The organism is Novosphingobium umbonatum, from assembly GCF_004005905.1.
In the GTDB taxonomy this organism is placed as follows: domain Bacteria; phylum Pseudomonadota; class Alphaproteobacteria; order Sphingomonadales; family Sphingomonadaceae; genus Novosphingobium; species Novosphingobium umbonatum.
The window spans coordinates 68,291-86,500 of sequence record NZ_SACO01000003.1 but is presented as its reverse complement, the minus strand read 5'-3'; the positions used below and the strand labels follow the sequence as shown (position 1 = coordinate 86,500).

General features: G+C 61.6%; 19 protein-coding genes. 9 read left to right on the top strand and 10 right to left on the bottom strand.

Features of this window, described 5'->3' with window-relative positions; translation table 11 throughout:
- The first annotated feature begins 94 nt into the window (after positions 1-94).
- Positions 95-295 (top strand): hypothetical protein, encoded by a 201-nt coding sequence (locus tag EOE18_RS04880; protein WP_127706821.1) that lies wholly within the window; start codon positions 95-97, stop codon positions 293-295.
- Here EOE18_RS04880 and EOE18_RS04875 read toward each other — a convergent pair.
- From EOE18_RS04875 to tgt, 3 genes are all read right to left on the bottom strand, one after another.
- Positions 280-609 carry a gamma-glutamylcyclotransferase family protein gene (locus EOE18_RS04875; RefSeq protein ID WP_127706819.1) on the bottom strand — a complete coding sequence of 110 codons (330 nt, stop codon included), beginning with the start codon at positions 607-609 and terminating at the stop codon, positions 280-282. The two genes, EOE18_RS04880 and EOE18_RS04875, sit on opposite strands and share 16 nt — an antisense overlap.
- Before the next feature lie 6 nt (positions 610-615).
- Positions 616-1,443 carry a MipA/OmpV family protein gene (locus EOE18_RS04870; protein ID WP_127706817.1) on the bottom strand — a complete coding sequence of 276 codons (828 nt, stop codon included), beginning with the start codon at positions 1,441-1,443 and terminating at the stop codon, positions 616-618.
- Between the two features lie 73 nt (positions 1,444-1,516).
- Positions 1,517-2,644, bottom strand: coding sequence for a tRNA guanosine(34) transglycosylase Tgt (gene tgt, locus EOE18_RS04865; protein ID WP_127706815.1), 1,128 nt, complete (start codon positions 2,642-2,644; stop codon positions 1,517-1,519).
- A 118-nt stretch (positions 2,645-2,762) separates the two neighbouring features.
- On the opposite strand from tgt, the gene EOE18_RS04860 reads away from it, so the two are divergent.
- Positions 2,763-3,518: a TSUP family transporter gene (locus tag EOE18_RS04860; RefSeq protein WP_127706813.1), complete on the top strand. Its 756-nt coding sequence runs from the start codon at positions 2,763-2,765 to the stop codon at positions 3,516-3,518.
- A 30-nt stretch (positions 3,519-3,548) separates the two neighbouring features.
- Here EOE18_RS04860 and EOE18_RS04855 read toward each other — a convergent pair whose 3' ends face one another.
- Entirely contained in the window at positions 3,549-4,025 is a 477-nt protein-coding gene (locus tag EOE18_RS04855; protein WP_127706811.1) for a hypothetical protein, read from the bottom strand.
- Between the two features lie 120 nt (positions 4,026-4,145).
- Here EOE18_RS04855 and EOE18_RS04850 point away from each other — a divergent pair, with 120 nt between their 5' ends.
- Positions 4,146-5,210 carry an FUSC family protein gene (locus EOE18_RS04850; RefSeq protein WP_127706809.1) on the top strand — a complete coding sequence of 355 codons (1,065 nt, stop codon included), beginning with the start codon at positions 4,146-4,148 and terminating at the stop codon, positions 5,208-5,210.
- Here the strand turns inward: EOE18_RS04850 and queA are convergent.
- The 5 genes from queA to EOE18_RS04825 all read right to left on the bottom strand — a co-directional run bounded on the left by queA (position 5,207) and on the right by EOE18_RS04825 (position 8,879).
- Complete coding sequence (queA, locus tag EOE18_RS04845) at positions 5,207-6,244, bottom strand: tRNA preQ1(34) S-adenosylmethionine ribosyltransferase-isomerase QueA (RefSeq protein WP_127706807.1); 1,038 nt, start codon at positions 6,242-6,244, stop codon at positions 5,207-5,209. The genes EOE18_RS04850 and queA overlap by 4 nt on opposite strands.
- A 16-nt stretch (positions 6,245-6,260) precedes the next feature.
- The gene (locus EOE18_RS04840) at positions 6,261-6,968 is read right to left on the bottom strand and encodes a peptidylprolyl isomerase (RefSeq protein WP_127706805.1); all 708 of its coding nucleotides are present in this window, start codon (positions 6,966-6,968) and stop codon (positions 6,261-6,263) included.
- Between the two features lie 123 nt (positions 6,969-7,091).
- Positions 7,092-7,628 carry a pantetheine-phosphate adenylyltransferase gene (gene coaD, locus EOE18_RS04835; protein WP_246027267.1) on the bottom strand — a complete coding sequence of 179 codons (537 nt, stop codon included), beginning with the start codon at positions 7,626-7,628 and terminating at the stop codon, positions 7,092-7,094.
- A 75-nt stretch (positions 7,629-7,703) separates the two neighbouring features.
- Positions 7,704-8,612, bottom strand: a complete 909-nt coding sequence (locus EOE18_RS04830; RefSeq protein ID WP_127706803.1) for a polyprenyl synthetase family protein — start codon at positions 8,610-8,612, stop codon at positions 7,704-7,706.
- A 9-nt stretch (positions 8,613-8,621) separates the two neighbouring features.
- Positions 8,622-8,879 (bottom strand): exodeoxyribonuclease VII small subunit, encoded by a 258-nt coding sequence (locus tag EOE18_RS04825; RefSeq protein WP_127706801.1) that lies wholly within the window; start codon positions 8,877-8,879, stop codon positions 8,622-8,624.
- A 159-nt stretch (positions 8,880-9,038) separates the two neighbouring features.
- Here EOE18_RS04825 and purL point away from each other — a divergent pair, with 159 nt between their 5' ends.
- Positions 9,039-11,210, top strand: coding sequence for a phosphoribosylformylglycinamidine synthase subunit PurL (gene purL / locus EOE18_RS04820; protein ID WP_127706799.1), 2,172 nt, complete (start codon positions 9,039-9,041; stop codon positions 11,208-11,210).
- Between the two features lie 210 nt (positions 11,211-11,420).
- Here purL and serB read toward each other — a convergent pair whose 3' ends face one another.
- Complete coding sequence (serB, locus tag EOE18_RS04815; protein ID WP_246027266.1) at positions 11,421-12,296, bottom strand: phosphoserine phosphatase SerB; 876 nt, start codon at positions 12,294-12,296, stop codon at positions 11,421-11,423.
- On the opposite strand from serB, the gene miaA reads away from it, so the two are divergent.
- From miaA to EOE18_RS04790, 5 genes are all read left to right on the top strand, one after another.
- On the top strand, positions 12,289-13,266 hold the full coding sequence (gene miaA, locus EOE18_RS04810) for a tRNA (adenosine(37)-N6)-dimethylallyltransferase MiaA (protein ID WP_127706797.1): 978 nt from the start codon (positions 12,289-12,291) through the stop codon (positions 13,264-13,266). The two genes, serB and miaA, sit on opposite strands and share 8 nt — an antisense overlap.
- 230 nt (positions 13,267-13,496) lie before the next feature.
- Positions 13,497-15,239: a biosynthetic-type acetolactate synthase large subunit gene (gene ilvB, locus EOE18_RS04805; protein ID WP_127706795.1), complete on the top strand. Its 1,743-nt coding sequence runs from the start codon at positions 13,497-13,499 to the stop codon at positions 15,237-15,239.
- Positions 15,240-15,256: 17 nt separating this feature from the next.
- Positions 15,257-15,772, top strand: coding sequence for an acetolactate synthase small subunit (gene ilvN, locus EOE18_RS04800; protein WP_127707393.1), 516 nt, complete (start codon positions 15,257-15,259; stop codon positions 15,770-15,772).
- 134 nt (positions 15,773-15,906) lie between these two features.
- Positions 15,907-16,926: a ketol-acid reductoisomerase gene (ilvC, locus tag EOE18_RS04795; RefSeq protein WP_127706793.1), complete on the top strand. Its 1,020-nt coding sequence runs from the start codon at positions 15,907-15,909 to the stop codon at positions 16,924-16,926.
- Positions 16,927-16,969: 43 nt separating this feature from the next.
- Positions 16,970-18,109 (top strand): glycosyltransferase, encoded by a 1,140-nt coding sequence (locus tag EOE18_RS04790; RefSeq protein WP_127706791.1) that lies wholly within the window; start codon positions 16,970-16,972, stop codon positions 18,107-18,109.
- Positions 18,110-18,210 lie beyond the last annotated feature (101 nt).

Genomic DNA, 18,210 nt, shown 5'->3' with positions numbered 1-18,210 from the left:
TTTTCTGGTGTTTTGCTGGAATCCTACCACCGATGCAGCGCCACAACTGATCGCATCAAAAGGAACCCGACCAAGGCCATCGCGTTGATCGGGCATGAGAAAACTTTATCGCTTTGTCACCGCCCACCGCGTGGGCAAATGGTATCCCGACCTGATGCAGGCCAAGGCGCAAGCCTATCGCATCGGCGCAGGCTTTATGGCCCAGCGCAGCGGCGAGTTTTGCGCCTATCTGGGCACAAGGCTGGAAGTGCTGCTGCCCGATGGCAGGGTGCAACCGTTTCAGGCGGCGACATAGATCCAAGCTGAAAAGGTGCCATCGGTAGTGGTAACTGTGGTCGCAACTCGGCGATAGCCATCACCCTCAAACGCATCGAGCGCGGCCCATTGCGTCGGCAGCAAATCGCAATGCAACAGTTGCACAAAGATTTCCTCGCCTTCTGGCTCCAGTTTCAACGCTGGATAGCCCATGGCCGCCCCCCAGCCTGCATCGACAAGATGCCCCCTTACCACGCCATCCCGCCATATGCCGCCCAAAGGCGCCAGCTTGTGATGATTGGGGCGACCGGGCCCAAGAGTGCCATAAGTGGCGAGGTAGTGATCAATCGACACGAACAACTACTTTCCGAACCGATAGGACAAAGACACAATCCCCACCGGCTGCGTCGCATCCTTGACCAGCGGGCTGTGGCGAATGTCACCCAGCAAGGTGCTGACACCACCCGAAGCGGTCAGGCTGATCCGGTCGGTCACGCGATAGTTGAGGGCGACCTGCGCGCCGACTTCGCGCAAACCACCACCGGGGCGGAATTGCGGCAGGCCGGAGGCGGCCGCGCGCACCGCATCAATGCCATGATAGGCGCGGTTATAATCGCCATCGGCCCAGCCAAGCCGCAAGGATGTCATCGCCCCCAGCTTGGGCGCAATCCGCCATGGCATACCGATGGAAGCATCGGCCAAGACGCCCTCGCTGCCACCCAGCACCGGCTTGGTAACGCCAAGACTACCCACCAGTGGCCCCACGCGCCCATTGGCCGTAACGCGCAGGCCCATACCCGCACGCAAAGGCCCCACGCCCGCCGGCACATCCGAACGGCGATAACCGGGCACATAGGTCAATCCCGCCGCCAGACTGGCGCTGGCCTTGCGCCCACCGGTTTCGGCCAGACGAAAACCGATGCCTTGGCGCATGTTCACAAAGAAGCGCCCCTTGGCATAATCGATCACCGGCAAAACCCGCGCGCGATAGCGGTTGGAGCCGTCATAGCCCGCCGAATAAAGCGTGCCGAGGCCAAGCGTCAGATGATCTCCACGGGGCGGCCCCACCATCGGCCCACCGGGGACCATCGGCGCGCCACTGGCGGCGGGGGTGGCTTGCTCTGCCATCGCCTGCAAAGGCCAAAGGGCGATCACCGCACAAGCCATCCATTTGCGACCAGAAACCATCCGTCATCTCCCCAAATTCATGCCATGGGAACTAAACGCTTCTGACCGCAAAAAGACCTGCCCCTTCGGGCATTTACTTGCCCGCGAAATAGTTCCGGCGGAAATCGGCGGCAAAGGCCGCAAACCGACTTTCGGCAATCGCGGCGCGCATGCCCGCCATCAATTGCTGGTAAAAGGCCAGATTATGCTCGGTCATCAGCATAGCGCCCAAAATCTCCCCCGCCTTGTTCAGGTGGTGCAGATAGGCACGGCTATAGGTGGCGCAGACCGAGCAGGTGCAACGCTCGTCAATCGGGCCGGTGTCCTCGGCATGTTTGGCATTGCGGATGTTGAGCGGGCCATTCCACGTAAAGGCCTGTCCATTGCGGCCCGAGCGCGAAGGCAGCACGCAGTCGAACATATCGACCCCGCGCTCCACCGCGCCAACCAGATCATCGGGCTTGCCCACGCCCATCAGATAGCGCGGCTTGTCATCGGGCAATTGCAAAGGCGCAAAGTCCAGCGTGGCGAACATCGCCTCCTGCCCCTCGCCCACGGCCAGACCGCCGATGGCATAGCCGTCAAAGCCGATATCCTGCAGCTTGGCTGCCGAAATGCCGCGCAGATCCTCGTGTAAACCGCCCTGCTGGATGCCGAACAGGGCCGAGCGCGCGGCATGTTCCTCGCCGCTGTTGAACCCGTCGCGGCTGCGCTGGGCCCAGCGCATGGACATCAGCATGGAACGTTCGATCACATCCTTGCCCTGATCGGCGCGGGGGCATTCGTCAAAAGCCATCACGATGTCGCTGCCCAGCAAACGCTGGATTTCCATGCTGCGTTCGGGCGTCAGATTGTGACGGCTGCCGTCAATATGGCTGGCAAAGGTCACGCCTTCCTCGGTGATCTTGCGTAGCTCCGACAGGCTCATCACCTGATAGCCGCCGCTGTCGGTCAGGATCGGGCGATCCCAATTCATGAACTTGTGCAATCCGCCCAGCCTTGCCACGCGCTCCGCACCGGGGCGCAGCATCAGGTGATAGGTGTTGCCCAGGATAATGTCGGCGCCAATCGAGCGCACGGTTTCCGGCTTCATCGCCTTTACCGTGGCGGCGGTGCCCACCGGCATGAACGCAGGCGTGCGGATCTCGCCCCGCTGCATGGTGATGGTGCCGGTGCGCGCGCGCCCTTCGCGGGCGTGGATGTGGAATTGAAAACGGGTCATGGGGCTGCGCCTTACGCTGAAATGCGGCATCGGGCAATTGTTGCGCAATCTGGACGGGGGTGTTTCACCCCGCTAGCGTCTCTCCTTTCGACATCTGCCTCACGAGAGCCTGATCTTCATGACCATCGACTGGATTTACCCCGCCCTTACCGCCACGGCTGCTGTGGCGGGATTTGTGGATGCGGTGGCGGGCGGCGGTGGTCTTATTACGGTGCCTGCGCTGATCTATGCGGGCCTGCCGCCTGCGATGGTGCTGGGCACCAACAAGCTGCAATCAAGCTGCGGGACGGCTTTGGCCACGTTCAAATATCACCGCGCGGGCCTGTTCCAATTGCGCCCCAATCTGGTGCCGGTCGCGGCGGTGCTGGCGGGCGCGGCGCTGGGCGCATGGGCGGTGCAGCGGATGGATGCGGGGGTGCTGAAACTGATCGTGCCGCTGATGCTGATTGCCATTGCGCTTTACACGCTGGTCAGCCCGAAAATGCATGACCATGCGGGCGAACCGCGCATCGGGGCCAAAGCTTATCTGCCGATCGCGGGCGGCATTGGCTTTTACGATGGTTTCTTTGGCCCTGGCACCGGCCAGTTCTTTGCCATCACGCAGGTTTCCCTGCGCGGCATGGGGCTGACCAGCGCCACCGGCCTCACCAAATTGTTCAACCTGACCAGCAATGTCGCCTCGCTGGTGGTTTTCGCCTTCGGGGGCAAGATCCTGTATACGCTGGGCCTGTGCATGGCACTGGGATCGATGTCGGGCGCATGGGCCGGATCGCATATGGCCACCAAGCTGGGCGCGCGGGTCATCCGCCCCTTGTTGGTGGTGGTCAGTCTGGCGCTGACCGCCAAGCTGGTATGGGGCTGGTTCGCCGGATAGGCGGCCCAGCCCCAGCCCCAGCCCTAGCTATCAGGGCTGCATCACCCTGCGGAAATCATCCTGATTGAGATTGGTGACATAGCTGCGCACGATAGCGGAATTGACGCCGGGCGTGGCGATCAACTCCCGAATGGCCAGACGTGAAATGGCCGCGCCCGCCGCACGGAAAGCCGCCGCGCCACCGCTCTTGGCCAGCACCTTGGTATATTCAACGCAATCCACGGTTACCAAACGGGTGAAGATATGCGCCGTATCCTTATCAAAAGCCGTCTTTTTCTCTGCATCAATCGTCGCAGCCCCAGCGGTCACCGGCGTTGAGGCAATCTCCACCGCCACCCATTTGGCCAGCGCCGCCTTATCCTCTGCCGTCGCCTTGGTGGTCACGCATTCGGCAAGTTTCTGCGAAACCTCGTCATTGACCGGAGCCGCAGCAGGCGCCTGCGCCATGGCCGGAGCCGAGGCAAGCGATGCCAGAACCAGCGCCGCACCCATTACAAACTTGCTCATTTCCCGCACCCTTCCGGCCAAGGCAGCCCACCGCCGCCAGTCATAATATTCCTGCGAACCTAATCCGACTTTTCTGCACACAGGTTGAACAAGCGCGCTGGCCAAGGCAAGAGGGAAAGCATGTCCAATCCCGCTGATAACGCCCGCGCCTTCCTTGCCGATCAATGGGCCGAACTGTCCCATGTCCAGCCCAGCCCCCGCCCCTGGCAAATGCCCTTTACAGCAGGCGTGACCACTGCGCTGCCACTGCTGATCGGTTGGTGGCTGGGGCATGAGGCGGAAGGCGGCGCGGCGGCGCTGGGTACGATGATTTTTGCCTATTTGACGCCTAGCGATCTGACACGGCGCCTGACCACGCTGATGGCTTGCGCCTTCGGGATCACTTTCGCTTTTGCTCTGGGGCAGTTAGCGGCAATTCTGGCTCCGGCTTTGGCACCTTTGACCATCACGCTGGTGGCGATTGCGGCCACCGTGATGTGCCGATACTTGCGCCAAGGACCGCCAGCGGGGCTGTTTTTCGTGATGGCCTGCGCAATTGGGCTGTTTATCACGCCGGACCCGTCCCATTTCGCCCAGCGGACCGGCATCCTGTTTCTGGGCACGGCTTTGGCCTTTGTCACTGGCACACTCTACAGCCTGTTCATCCTGTGGCATCGTCCGTTTACGCCCGACCGGCCGCAAGCACCGCTCAACCGGCTAACCTTGGGCTTTGAACCTGTGATGATCGGGGTGGCTTGCGGCCTATCGCTATGGCTCGCGCTGTTTCTGGGGCTGGAAAAACCATTTTGGGCACCGATCAGTTGCCTGACCGTGGTGCAGGCCATTTCGCTCCGCAAGGTCTGGACGCGGCATATGCATCGCGTGATCGGCACGGTGGTCGGGCTGGGGCTGGCGTCTTTTATGCTGGCCCATCCGCTGCATGGCTGGCCATTGGCGCTGCTGATCGGGGGGCTGACCTGCGTGGTCGAAATGCTGATCGTCCGGCATTTTGGCACAGCGGTGATCTTCATCACCCCACTGGCCATTGCGCTCAGTGAAGCGCAGGCCAAAGCAGGCATCGCGCCAGACATGCTGATCAAGGCGCGGCTGTGGGATACGGTGGTCGGCTGCGGTGTGGCGCTGGTGTTTGGCGTGGCGATGCATCACCCTGCCCTGCGGCGGCGGATGATGCGCAAAGCCGATTAAGGAAGCAGCAGGCTGGAGTCGCCGTAGCTGTAAAACCGATAACCATTGCCGATGGCATGGGCATAGGCACCCTGCATCACATCCAGCCCCATCAGCGCGCTGACCAGCATGAACAGGGTGGATTTGGGCAGGTGGAAATTGGTCATCAGCCCATCAATCGCCTTGAAGCGATAGCCCGGCGTGATGAAAATCGACGTATCGCCGCTGAAAGGCTGGATCACGCCATCATCACCAGTAGCCGATTCCAGCAGGCGCAGGCTGGTGGTGCCGACCGCGATAATCCGCCCACCCGCAGCCCGCGCCGCATTCAAGCGCCCCGCTGCTTCGGGGGTGATCGTGCCCCATTCTGCATGCATGGCATGGTCGGCCGTATCATCTGCCTTCACCGGCAGGAACGTGCCCGCGCCGACATGCAGCGTCAGGAATTCTCGCGCGATACCAGCCTCTTCCAGCAAAGAGATCAGATTGGGCGTGAAGTGCAGAGCCGCAGTTGGAGCCGCCACCGCGCCATCCTTGGCGGCAAACATGGTCTGGTAATCGCGCTTGTCCGCCTCGTCAGTTGGGCGCTTGCCCGCGATATAGGGCGGCAGCGGCATTTGCCCTGCGCGTTCCAGCAGAACCTCCACCGGCTCTTCGCCATGGAAGGCCAAGGTCCAGCTGCCATCGTCGAAGCGCTCTTCAGAAGTCGCCTTAACATCGGCGGGGAAGTGAATGACATCCCCAACCTTCAATCTCTTGCCATTGCGAACAAAGGCCTGCCAACGGCGCAGGTCCAACCGCTTGTGCAGGGTAGCACCAATGCGCGCCTCCCCGCTTTGCGAGCGCCGGATGCCTTCCAACTGGGCAGGGATAACGCGCGTGTCGTTGAACACCAGCACATCGCCCGCCCGCAGCCACTGCGCCAGATCGCGCACGCCGCTATCCACCAGCCCATCAGGCCGCACCACCAGCATCCGCGCGGCATCGCGCGGGCTGGCCGGACGCAGGGCAATATTTTCAGCAGGCAGGTCGAAATCGAACAGGTCTACGCGCAAAATCTATCTCTCTGGCTCAGTTAGAGCGCGAGTTGGACAAGGCATCCGCGCTGATCTTGGCACCGGCGGCAATGGCAGGGGCCACAGGACGCGGCTTTTTATCCGCTGCGATCGAGGCCTGAACGATCTTGGTCGGGTTGGCTGGCGGCTCGCCACGCACAACCGAATCGACCACATCCATGCCCGCAATCACGCGGCCAAAATTGGTATAGCGGCGGTCCAACGCGAAATGGGGATAGAACACGATGAAGAACTGGCTGTTGGCCGTGTTCGGTTCATTGGTGCGCGCCATGGCCACGCTGCCGCGGACATGGGGCATGTCGTTGAACTCTGCCTTCAGGTCGGGCAGCTTGGAGCCGCCCGCGCCCGTGCCCGTCGGATCACCGGTCTGCGCCATGAAACCATCGATCACGCGGTGAAAGATGATGCCGTCGTAGAAACCTTCACGGGTCAGCTTTTTCACGCGCTCCACATGCGCCGGCGCCCAATCGGGCGACAGGCGGATCGCCACGCGGCCACCATTGGACAAGTCCAGCAGCAAGACGTTTTCGGGATCATGCGTGATGTCAGCATCGATTTTGGCCGAATGCTTGGCCTTGGCGGCGATCACCGCCTTGTTGGCCGCAGCGGCCAATTTGTCCTTACCAGGAGCGCAGCCGCCCACCAGCACGGAAGTTCCCAAAGCAAGGGTCAGGGCAGTTTTGGCAAAAAGGGAACTTGTCATGCGGCTCTCTTGCAAAAGGGCGTTGGCGGCCTGTGTTGCGGCGCGTCTAGCTGGCCTAGCCTGACGTTGCAATGAATGGAATGGGGGCAATGAATGGAATGCAACGAATGTCGGGCAAACGCCTCAATCCTCGCCCATGCGCCCCACTTCATCAATGCGGGCCAACACATCGGCGCGCACGGCGGGGCTGACAAATTTGCTGATCGACCCGCCAAACAGCGCGATTTCTTTCACCAACTTGCTGGCAATCGGCTGTAGCGAGACATCGGCCATCAAGAACACCGTCTCGATGCCGGCGTTCAGCTGCTGGTTCATGCCCGCCATTTGATATTCATATTCGAAATCGGCCACCGCGCGCAGGCCGCGAATGATAATATTCGCCCCCTGCTTCTCGGCAAATTTCATCAATAGCGCGTTGAAACCCACAACTTGCACATTGTCCAAGCCCAAGACTGCCGCCTCGCGCTCGACCATGGCGATGCGTTCATCGGGCGTGAACAGCGGGTTTTTGGAAGGATTGGTGGTGACCCCGATGATCAACCGGTCCACCAATTTGGCTCCGCGCCGAATAATATCGGCATGGCCCAGTGTAATCGGATCAAACGTGCCGGGATAAATGCCAACCCGTTCCGCCTTTTGCGTCAACTGCTCTTGCGCCACGCGATAACCCTCTCTGGCCGGCTGCTCCTCTGTGCTTGGTAGAACCACAGAGGCGCAGCGGCAAGTGTTGGATAGTTAACGGTCGCGCTCGACAATGAAACGGGCCAAGGCGCGCAACAAGTCCGCCTCCGGTCCGTGCGTGGCCAGATGGCCGATCGCCTGATCCACCAGCATCCGCGCCTGTTCGCGCGCGCGTTCGGGGCCCAACAACGAGACGAAGGTCTCCTTCCCCTGCTCGGCATCCTTGCGCAAGGCTTTGCCAGCGGCTTCCTCGTCACCCTCATGGTCCAGCAGGTCATCGACGATCTGGAACGCCAGACCGATGTCCCGCGCATAGGCCCGCAGGGGTTTGCGCGCCTCATGCGGCACCTTGCCCAGAATCGCCCCCATCTCCACCGCCGCGCCCAGCAGAGCGCCGGTTTTCAGCTGTTGCAGGCGGGTGACGGTGGAAAGATCAAAGCTGGAGGTTTCGGCGGCAATATCCATCATCTGCCCACCGGCCATGCCATTATGCCCGCTGGCCACCGCCAGTGTGGTCACCAGTTCGATCCGCACAAAGGGATCGCCGCTGGTCGCCACATCGCCCAGCACTTCAAAAGCAAAACACTGCAAGGCATCGCCTGCCAGCACCGCTGTCGCCTCGTCAAAGGCGATATGCAGCGTCGCCTTGCCATGGCGCAGGGCGTCATCATCCATGCAGGGCAAATCATCGTGGATCAGCGAATAGACATGCACCGCCTCGATCGCCACGCCAGCCCGCACGGCCGCATCGCGGTCCACGCCATACATATCCGCCGTAGCGGCCAGCAACAGGGGCCGCAAACGCTTGCCCCCGCCGATGGTGGCGTAACGCATCGCCTCTACCAAACGGCTGCGCGGATCAGACGGCAAGGGCAGCAGCGAATCGAAGGCTGCATCCACCTCGCGCTGGATAGTCTTTAGCCCTTCGGCCAGCACATTATCGGTTACCAGCGTCACAGCCATGTCCTTCCCTTATGCTCCGTCTAGCGGGCTAGTACCGGCAGGCTTGCCATCAGGCCCCGCCACGATCCGTTCAATCCGCGCCTGCGCGGCATCAAGGCGGGCCTGACAGGCCGCCCGCAATTTCTCGCCACGCTCATACAGCGAAATCGAATCATCGAGCGCCACATCGCCGCTTTCCAGACGGCGCACCACATCTTCCAAAGCCCGCAGCGCCTCCTCGAAAGACAGGGCGGAAAGGTCGGGCGTATCAGTCAAAGTCTGGTTCATGCCCCTAGCAATGACCGCGCAGGGCCGAGCGGTCAAGGCATCGCTCCGGCATTTGCACCAAAGGGGATGTTGCTTGTTGCCAACAATCTACAGGCGCTGTGCCGCGCGGGTTCATATGCAGGCTGGAAATCCGCCGCTCATGCCGCTAAGGGCCCTGCCATGACCCAAGCAGCCTCCACCATCACCGCCGAAACTGTCGCCGCCCACGGGCTTAGCCCCGAGGAATATGACAAGGTTCTTTCCGCCCTTGGCCGCGAGCCCAACCTTGTGGAATTGGGCATTTTCTCGGTGATGTGGTCGGAACATTGCTCGTATAAGTCGAGCCGTATCCACCTCAAGAAGCTGCCGACGACGGCGCCTTGGGTGATTTGTGGCCCCGGCGAAAACGCAGGCGTGATCGACATTGGCGATGGTCAGGCCGCCATCTTCAAGATGGAATCGCATAACCACCCGTCCTATATCGAACCCTATCAGGGCGCGGCCACCGGCGTTGGCGGCATCTTGCGCGACGTGTTCACCATGGGCGCGCGCCCCGTTGCCAATATGAACGCCCTGCGTTTTGGCCGCCCCGATCACCCGAAGATGAAGTCGCTGGTCAAGGGCGTTGTCGCGGGCATCGGCGGTTATGGTAATTGCGTTGGCGTGCCCACCGTGGGCGGCGAAACCAATTTCCACCCCGCCTATGACGGCAATATTCTGGTCAACGCCATGACCGTGGGTGTCGCCGATACGGACAAGATTTTTTATTCCGCCGCCACCGGCCTTGGCAATCCCATCGTCTATGTCGGCTCCAAGACCGGCCGCGATGGCATCCATGGCGCGACCATGGCCAGCGCCGATTTTGGCGATGATATCGAGGAAAAGCGCCCGACCGTGCAGGTGGGCGATCCTTTTGTGGAAAAGCTGCTGATCGAAGCCTGCCTTGAACTGATGGCCACCGATGCCATCGTCGCCATTCAGGACATGGGCGCTGCGGGCCTCACCTCCTCCTCGGTCGAAATGGCCACCAATGGCAAGGCCGGCATCATCCTCCACATGGACAAGGTGCCCTGCCGCGAAGAAGGCATGACGCCTTATGAAATGATGCTGAGCGAGAGCCAAGAGCGCATGCTCATGGTCTTGAAGCCCGGCAAGGAAGCCATGGCCGAGGCCATCTTCAAGAAGTGGGAACTGGACTTTGCCGTTATCGGCGAAGTGACCGACACCGGCCACATGGTGCTGACGTTCGAAGGCGAGGAAGTTTGCAACATCCCGCTGGGCCCGCTGGCCGAAGATGCCCCGCTGTATGACCGCCCGCACCTGACGCGTGAAGATTATGCCGCATGGGCCAAGGTGCCCAAGCTGGATGCGGTGCCCGAAAGCGCCGATCTGGGCGCGGATCTGCTCAAGCTGGTTGGCTGCCCCGATCTGGCCTCGCGCCGCTGGATCTTTGAACAATATGACAGTCAGGTAGGCGGCGACACGCTGCAAAAGTCGGGCGGCGATGCGGCTGTGGTGCGTATCCACGGCACGCAAAAGGCGCTGGCGATGAGCACGGACTGCTCGCCCCGCTATTGCTATGCCAACCCCTATGAAGGCGGCAAGCAGGCCGTGGCCGAAACCTGGCGCAACATTTGCGCCGTGGGCGCAACGCCTTTGGCGATCACCAACTGCCTCAACTTTGCCAATCCGCAGCGCCCCGAAATCATGGCGCAAATCGTGGGCTGCCTTGAAGGTATGGCGGACGCCTGCCGCGCACTGGATTATCCCATCGTGTCGGGCAACGTGTCGCTGTATAACGAATCGAAGGCCACCGGCGGCGGCAGCGCCATTCTGCCCACCCCCGCGATTGGCGGCGTGGGTCTGATGCTGGACCACACCAAGATGGCCACGGTGAAGTTCAAGCAGGCTGGCGATGTGGTCTGGCTGATCGGCAGCGAAGGCAGCCACCTTGGCCAGTCGCTCTATGCCCGCGAGATCCTTGGCCGCGAGGCTGGCGCTGCGCCGGAAGTCAATCTGGACGTCGAACTGCGCAATGGCGAAAGCGTGCGCCAGTTGATCAGCGATGGCGTGGCCACCGCTGTGCATGACATTTCCGATGGCGGCTTGCTGGTGGCTTTGGCCGAAATGGCGATGGCGGGCGGTATTGGCATCCGTCTGGAAACCGCGCTGAGCACGGCGCAGGCCTTTGGTGAAGACCAGTCGCGCTATCTCGTCACCACGGCAGCCGATGTTGTGCTGGAAGGCGCGACCCGTCTGGGCACGGTGGGCGGTGCCGAAGTAGCGGGCGTGTTGGTGTCCGATCTGAAGAAGGCGCATGAAGGCTTCTTCAAGGATTGGATGGAAGGCTGAGTTTAGCCTCCGGCGAGCAAAGGGACTCGTGCCTTTGCAATCCCGTTACGGGGTGGCGCTAGGGCTTCTGCCTTGCGCTTGATGGATAAAATTAAAGCCTGCGGCGCTTGTCCTTGTAGAGCGCCGCAGGCTTTATTTGTTTAGACGCGAGTTCCCATTCATGGGATTGCCAAGGGCCCCCGCCCTTGGCCCGCCGGAGGCATTTGCTCCTTACCCCAAAACCCAATCCTTCTCCGGCACGCCCAACAGGCGCAACACAGAAGTCAAATCCCCGCTATCCACCCAACCATTGGCCGCATCGCGCGCCTTGGGCTTGGCAACGAAGGCAACGCCATAGGCAGCCGCCTCGATCATCGGAATGTCATTGGCGCCATCACCCGTGGCCAGAGCCGCAGCCCCTTCCCCGAACGCCGCCATTTCTTCCAGCAGCGTCGCCTTCTTGGTGCTGCTGTCGCAAATCGGGCCGACGAGGCCGCCAGTCAGCTTGCCATTGTCCACGCCCAGACGGTTGGCGACAACCCGCTCAAAGCCCAGATCTTCGGCCACCGGATCGGCAAATTGATGGAACCCGCCGGTCACCAGCACCGTGCGGCAACCCTTGGCCTTCAGCGTGGCCACCAGCACCTTGGCGCCCTTCATCGGCGCGATCCGCTCGTCCAGACATTGCGCAATCGCTTCTTCGGGCAGGCCAGCCAGCAGGCCCACACGCTCGGTCAAAGCCTGTGCGAAATCCAGTTCGCCGCGCATGGCGCGCTCGGTAATATCGGCTACCTGATCCTTGATACCGGCAAAATCGGCCAGTTCGTCAATGCATTCGGCGCTGATCATCGTCGAATCCATGTCGGAAATGAACAGCTTGGGGATGCGCGGCTTGTGATCGGTGATCAGCGCGTCGCAAGCGCCGATATAAGTGTCCAAGCCCCAGCGCATCACATCGTCGGTCACGCCTTCGGCTGCCACTTCCCACACACCGCCAGCGATGGGCCGCGCTTCGACCAGCGCATCGCCTTGGCTCAATGCCTCCAGCAGATCATCAATCTTTGCCGAAAGTCCGGTAGGATCTGCTAGTACGCGCGCGATGAGCACTTTTTCTTCCCCTGATTCCTGCGGCAGAGCCAATCAACACCCTGCGGTCGGCCTCATTGCAGGACCGACCGCCAGCGGCAAGAGCGATCTTGCCCTGCGCCTTGCGCAAAGCCTGATGGCCGCGGGCAAGCCTGCAGTGATTATCAACGCCGATAGCGCGCAACTCTATGCCGATCTGCCGATCCTGTCCGCCGCGCCTCCGCCACAGGATCTGGCCGCCGTGCCCCATCTGCTCTATGGCGCATGGGACGGGGCGGACAGTTGCTCCGCCGCCGATTGGGCCGCCAGAGCGCGCGAGGCCATCGACAAAGCCCATGCTGAGGGTGCCACGCCCATCCTTGTGGGCGGCACCGGCCTCTATATGCGCACCTTATTGGACGGCATCGCCCCCGTGCCGCCCATCGACCCCGCCATTCGTGAGGCGGTGCGCGCCATGCCGGTGGCGCAGGCGCATGAGGAACTCTCCCGCCTCGATCCGCCAAAAGCTACGGCCCTGCATCCTTCCGACACCACCCGTGTCCATCGCGCGCTGGAAGTGGTGCTCTCCACCGGCCAATCGATCACCCATTGGCAACAGGCCTTGGTGGGCGGGATCGGCCATCGCATCACGCTGGCGCCCTTCATCCTGCTGCCCGATCGTGCGTGGCTGTATGAACGTTGCAACCGCCGCTTTGGCCTGATGGTGGAACAAGGCGCGCTGGAGGAAGTGGCGCGTTTGCTGGAGCGCGGGCTTAATCCGCAGTTGCCGGTGATGCGCGCGATTGGCGTGGAGGCACTGGCCGCCCATCTGCGCGGAGACTGGACGCTGGAAGAAGCCATGGCCCAAGGCGCGCAGGCCACGCGCACCTATGCCAAAAGGCAATATACGTGGTTCCGCAACCAGCCCCCGCCGGAATGGCAACGCTACACCGCGATTCCGCCCAAAGATTTCGACTTCAGCTCCCATTTTGTTTCTTTATTTCACGATTAGCCGTTGACATGACATTTTCCATTCCCTATCGCCGCCTCACTCTCTGGTGCAGGCGCGTCAGGTTGCGACTGGATACTGGCCAAAGGGCGTAAACCCGGCGGCGGGCCAGCCAAATCCCTTGCGCTGATGGCCAAGCGGCGGCATGGGCGCTCGATTGCACCTTTGCTGGTCCGGCCACGCGCAACACGCGCGGCCTGTGCGTCAAAACGTTGGAAAGAAGGATAGTTACCGTGAGCCAAGAGCTGAGCGGCGCCCAAATTCTGGTCGAAAGCCTTGCCCGTCAGGGTGTGGAATTCGTGTTCGGCTATCCGGGCGGTGCGGTTTTGCCGATTTACGACGCGCTGTTTGGCGATGAACGCATCCGCCACATCCTTGTGCGTCACGAGGCAGGCGCGGCCCATGCCGCCGAAGGTTATGCCCGCTCTACGGGTAAGCCGGGTGTTGTGCTGGTCACCTCTGGCCCCGGCGCGACAAACGCGGTCACCGGCATTGCCGATGCTTTTCTGGACTCGATTCCCTTGGTGGTCATCACGGGGCAGGTCGGCACGCCGCTGATCGGTTCGGATGCTTTTCAGGAAGCCGACACGGTGGGCATCACGCGCCACTGCTGCAAGCATAACTATCTGGTGAAGGATCCTGCCGATCTGGCCGCCGTCATCGACGAAGCCTTCCAGATCGCCACGACGGGTCGCCCCGGTCCGGTGGTTATCGACATTCCCAAGGACGTGCAGATTGCCACCGCCGCCTTTGGCGAAGGCCCCGTTCAGCGCAAGAACCGCTACAGCCCGCGCCTTGCCGGTAGCGATGCCGAAATCGCGCAGGCGGTCGAACTGCTGGCCAATGCCAAGGCGCCCGTGCTCTATACCGGCGGCGGCGTGATCAATTCGGGTCCACGTGCGGCCGAATTGCTGCGCCAGTTGCAGGCGCTGACCGGCGCGCCGGTGACGTCCACGCTGATGGGCCTTGGCGCCTTCCCTGCCCAGAATGAAAACTGGCTGGGCATGCTGGGTATGCATGGTACCTATGAAGCCAATTGGGCGATGAATCAGGCCGACCTGATCCTTTGCGTCGGCGCCCGTTGGGATGACCGCGTGACGGGCCGTCTTGACGCCTTTGCGCCCAATTCGACCAAGATCCACATCGACATCGACCGCGCCAGCATCAACAAGATCGTGCGCGTCGACCTGCCGATCGTGGGCGATTGCGCCACGGTGCTGGAACAGATCATCACCGCTTGGGGCACCCGCAAGCCGCAGGATCTGACCGCCTGGAAGGCGCGCATCAACGAATGGCGCGGCAAGAAGAGTCTTGCCTATCCCCGCCATGAATCGCGCATCATGCCGCAATATGCGGTGGAACGCCTGTTCGAGCTGACCAAGGCGCATAACCCGATCATCAGCACCGAGGTTGGCCAGCACCAGATGTGGGCCGCGCAATATTTCCACTTCTTCGGCCCCAACAAGTGGCTGACGAGTGGCGGTCTTGGCACGATGGGCTATGGCCTGCCCGCCGCGGTTGGCGCGCAGGTCGGCAATCCCGACAGTCTGGTGATCGACATTGCCGGTGACGCCTCGATCCAGATGAATATTCAGGAACTGGGCACCGCCACGCAATATCGCCTGCCGGTCAAGGTGTTCATCCTGAACAATGAATGGATGGGCATGGTCCGCCAGTGGCAGGAACTGACCTATGAAAGCCGCTATTCGAACTCCTATTCGGACAGCCTGCCCGACTTCGTGCGTCTGGCCGAAGCCTATGGCTGGAAGGGCATCCGCATCCAGAACGAAAGCGAGCTGGACGCGGGCATTCAGGCGATGATCGACTATGATGGTCCGGTGATCGTGGATTGCTGCGTGCATAATGAGGCCAATTGCTTCCCGATGATCCCCAGCGGCGCGGCGCATACGGACATGATCCTCTACGGTGATACCGTGGCAGGGATTGTCGATGATGAAGCCAAGGCTCTGGTGTAAGGGAGGCCGACAAGATGATGAAAATCAAGCATAAGGCCGAACAGCGCCACGTTCTGACGCTGGTGGTGGACAATGAGGCGGGCATTCTGGCCAAGATCGCGGGTCTGTTCACCGCGCGCGGCTATAATATCGACAGCCTCACCGTGTCGGAAATCACCGAGGACCACACCACGAGCCGCATCACCATCGTGACGCATGGCCCGCCTGCCGTGATCGACCAGATCCACGCCCAGCTTGACCGTCTGGTGCCCGTCCACAAGGTGATCGATCTCACCGAGGAAGGCCCCTATGTCGAGCGCGAACTGGCGCTGGTCAAAGTGGCGGGCAAGGGCGAGCATCGCGTCGAAGCGCTGCGTCTGGCCGATGTGTTCCGCGCGCGTCCGGTGGACACCACCACCGGCAGCTTCATTTTCGAACTGACCGGCACGCCGGACAAGATCGACAGCTTTGTCGCCCTAATGAGCGAATTGGGATTGGTGGAAACGGCGCGCACCGGCGTTGTGGGCATGACCCGCGGAGCCAAGGGCGTTTAACCTGATCTTACTCCAAGCTTGACCTGACTGGCGCTCTGTTGCAGGGCGCCCGTCAAATTATCCGCCGTGGAGACACGGTATCTTTCATCCGCTGGCTCCCCTTGCAATGACGGGAGCATTAAAGGGGAAGTTTTGTGAAAGTTTATTACGACGCAGATGCCGATCTGAACCTGATCGTCAACAAGAAGATCGCGATCCTGGGTTACGGTTCGCAGGGCCACGCCCATGCGCAGAACCTGCGCGATTCGGGCGTGAAGGAAGTGGCCATCGCGCTGCGTCCCGGTTCGGCTTCGGCTGCCAAGGCTGAAGGCGCTGGCTTCAAGGTTCTCTCGAACGCCGAAGCTGCTGCTTGGGCCGACGTTCTGATGATCCTGGCTCCCGACGAGCATCAGGCTGCCATCTATGCCGCCGATCTGCACGCCAACCTGAAGCCCGGCGCTGCTCTGGCCTTCGCTCACGGCCTGAACGTCCACTTCGGCCTGATCGAACCCCGCGCCGACATTGACGTGATCATGATCGCTCCCAAGGGCCCTGGCCACACCGTGCGCGGCGAATATGTGAAGGGCGGCGGCGTGCCCTGTCTGGTGGCCATCCACCAGAACGTGACCGGCAACGCGCATGACATCGCTCTGGCCTATGCTTCGGGCGTTGGTGGCGGCCGTTCGGGCATCATCGAAACCAATTTCCGCGAAGAATGCGAAACCGACCTGTTCGGTGAGCAGGCTGTGCTTTGCGGCGGCGCCACGGCGCTGGTGCAGGCCGGTTTCGAAACGCTGGTGGAAGCTGGCTACGCCCCCGAAATGGCCTATTTCGAATGTCTGCACGAACTGAAGCTGATCGTGGACCTGATGTATGAAGGCGGCATCGCCAACATGCGTTACTCGATCTCGAACACCGCCGAATATGGCGACATCGTGACCGGCCCGCGCATCATCACCGCCGAAACCAAGAAGGAAATGAAGCGCGTTCTGGAAGACATCCAGTCGGGCCGCTTTGTGAAGAACTTCGTGCTGGACAACCGCGCCGGCCAGCCCGAGCTGAAGGCTTCGCGTATTGCCGCCAAGCGTCACCCGATCGAGGAAACCGGCGCCAAGCTGCGCGCCATGATGCCCTGGATCGGCGCCAACAAGCTGGTGGACCAGACCAAGAACTAAGCCTTTCGGCATAGTTTGCAAAAAGGCGCGTCATGGGCTTCCCATGGCGCGCTTTTTGGTGTTTGGCGCAGGAATGGGCGAGAATACCGGTAAAACTGCAAACCACATCCTGATCTGCTTCCACGATTTCAACCGTGGTGGCACAGAGCGGATTGCCATCGGCATGGCAAAACGCTGGGTGGAATTGGGGCGCCGGGTCACGATCCTTTGTGGCGCACGTCAGGGCGGTCTGGAGGACACGGTGGACCCGCGCGTAACGGTGCTGGAACTATCCCCCCCAATCCCGCGCAGCCCGATCAGCCGTTTGCAGCTTGGCCCCGCCATGGCCAAAATGCTGGCCGAATTGGCGCCGGACGTGATTTTCCTGCCCGGCAATTTCCATTTCCCGCTGATCCCCGCTTTGGGCAAGGCACGCGGGCGGGCGGCGCTGGTGGCAAAAATCTCCAATCCCGCCGTGCCGCAGGGTTTGGTGGCGCTGCCCGTTCGTTGGCTGCTGCGCCGTTTTGCGCGCCATCTGGACGGGTTTGCGGCGATGAACCGCGGGCTGGAGGCTGAAATCCGCGCCATTGCGCCCGATACCCATGTCACCACTTTGTATGATCCGGTCTATCTGACCGACGCCCCCCCTGCACCGCGTGCGGAAACGGCGGTGAAGGAGATCCTCTGGGCGGGAAGGTTCGAGCCGCAAAAGGATGCGCCGCTGGCCCTGCGCACGATTGCCGAACTCAACCGCCTTATGCCAGCGCGGCTGACCATGCTGGGCGAAGGCTATCTCCGGCCCAAGATGGAAGCGCTGGCCGCGAAAATGGGTTTGGGCGACCAAGTGAGCTTTATCGGCCATGTGCCCTCGATCGACCCCTATCTGGCGCAGGCCGATGCCTTGCTGGTTTCCTCTGTGTTTGAAGGCGGTCCAGCGGTGGCGGTGGAGGCATTGGCGCATGGAGTTCCCGTGGTTTCAACCCCTTGCTCGCATTTCCTGCGCGACATTATGACGATTCCAGAAGCAGGGCAGATCACAGCCAGCAGCACCGCAAAGGACTTGGCCCAAGCCTTGGCGCAGGTATGCACCGCCCCCCGCCCCTCGCCCGCAGCCTTGCGCCCCTTGATCGCCCATCTGGCGCCGGAGCCTTGCGCTGACGCTTATCTGGCGTGGTTTGATGCTATGGCGGCCAAACGAGGCTAATTACCCCTTTACAGACGGCCCTCGCCTGCCCATAGGCTTGTGCCATGACCATCCAGCTGAAACTTACCCTGCGACTAATCCGCCCTTGGGCGTGAGCTGGC

Bases quoted from the DNA above. Each gene is read 5' to 3' on its own strand.
- EOE18_RS04880 (WP_127706821.1), top strand. From the start codon at position 95: ATGAGAAAACTTTATCGCTTTGTCACCGCCCACCGCGTGGGCAAATGG.
- EOE18_RS04870 (WP_127706817.1), bottom strand. From the start codon at position 1,443: ATGGTTTCTGGTCGCAAATGGATGGCTTGTGCGGTGATCGCCCTTTGG.
- tgt (WP_127706815.1), bottom strand. From the start codon at position 2,644: ATGACCCGTTTTCAATTCCACATCCACGCCCGCGAAGGGCGCGCGCGC.
- EOE18_RS04860 (WP_127706813.1), top strand. From the start codon at position 2,763: ATGACCATCGACTGGATTTACCCCGCCCTTACCGCCACGGCTGCTGTG.
- EOE18_RS04855 (WP_127706811.1), bottom strand. From the start codon at position 4,025: ATGAGCAAGTTTGTAATGGGTGCGGCGCTGGTTCTGGCATCGCTTGCC.
- EOE18_RS04850 (WP_127706809.1), top strand. From the start codon at position 4,146: ATGTCCAATCCCGCTGATAACGCCCGCGCCTTCCTTGCCGATCAATGG.
- EOE18_RS04840 (WP_127706805.1), bottom strand. From the start codon at position 6,968: ATGACAAGTTCCCTTTTTGCCAAAACTGCCCTGACCCTTGCTTTGGGA.
- EOE18_RS04830 (WP_127706803.1), bottom strand. From the start codon at position 8,612: ATGGCTGTGACGCTGGTAACCGATAATGTGCTGGCCGAAGGGCTAAAG.
- EOE18_RS04825 (WP_127706801.1), bottom strand. From the start codon at position 8,879: ATGAACCAGACTTTGACTGATACGCCCGACCTTTCCGCCCTGTCTTTC.
- purL (WP_127706799.1), top strand. From the start codon at position 9,039: ATGACCCAAGCAGCCTCCACCATCACCGCCGAAACTGTCGCCGCCCAC.
- miaA (WP_127706797.1), top strand. From the start codon at position 12,289: ATGAGCACTTTTTCTTCCCCTGATTCCTGCGGCAGAGCCAATCAACAC.
- ilvN (WP_127707393.1), top strand. From the start codon at position 15,257: ATGAAAATCAAGCATAAGGCCGAACAGCGCCACGTTCTGACGCTGGTG.
- EOE18_RS04790 (WP_127706791.1), top strand. From the start codon at position 16,970: ATGGCGCGCTTTTTGGTGTTTGGCGCAGGAATGGGCGAGAATACCGGT.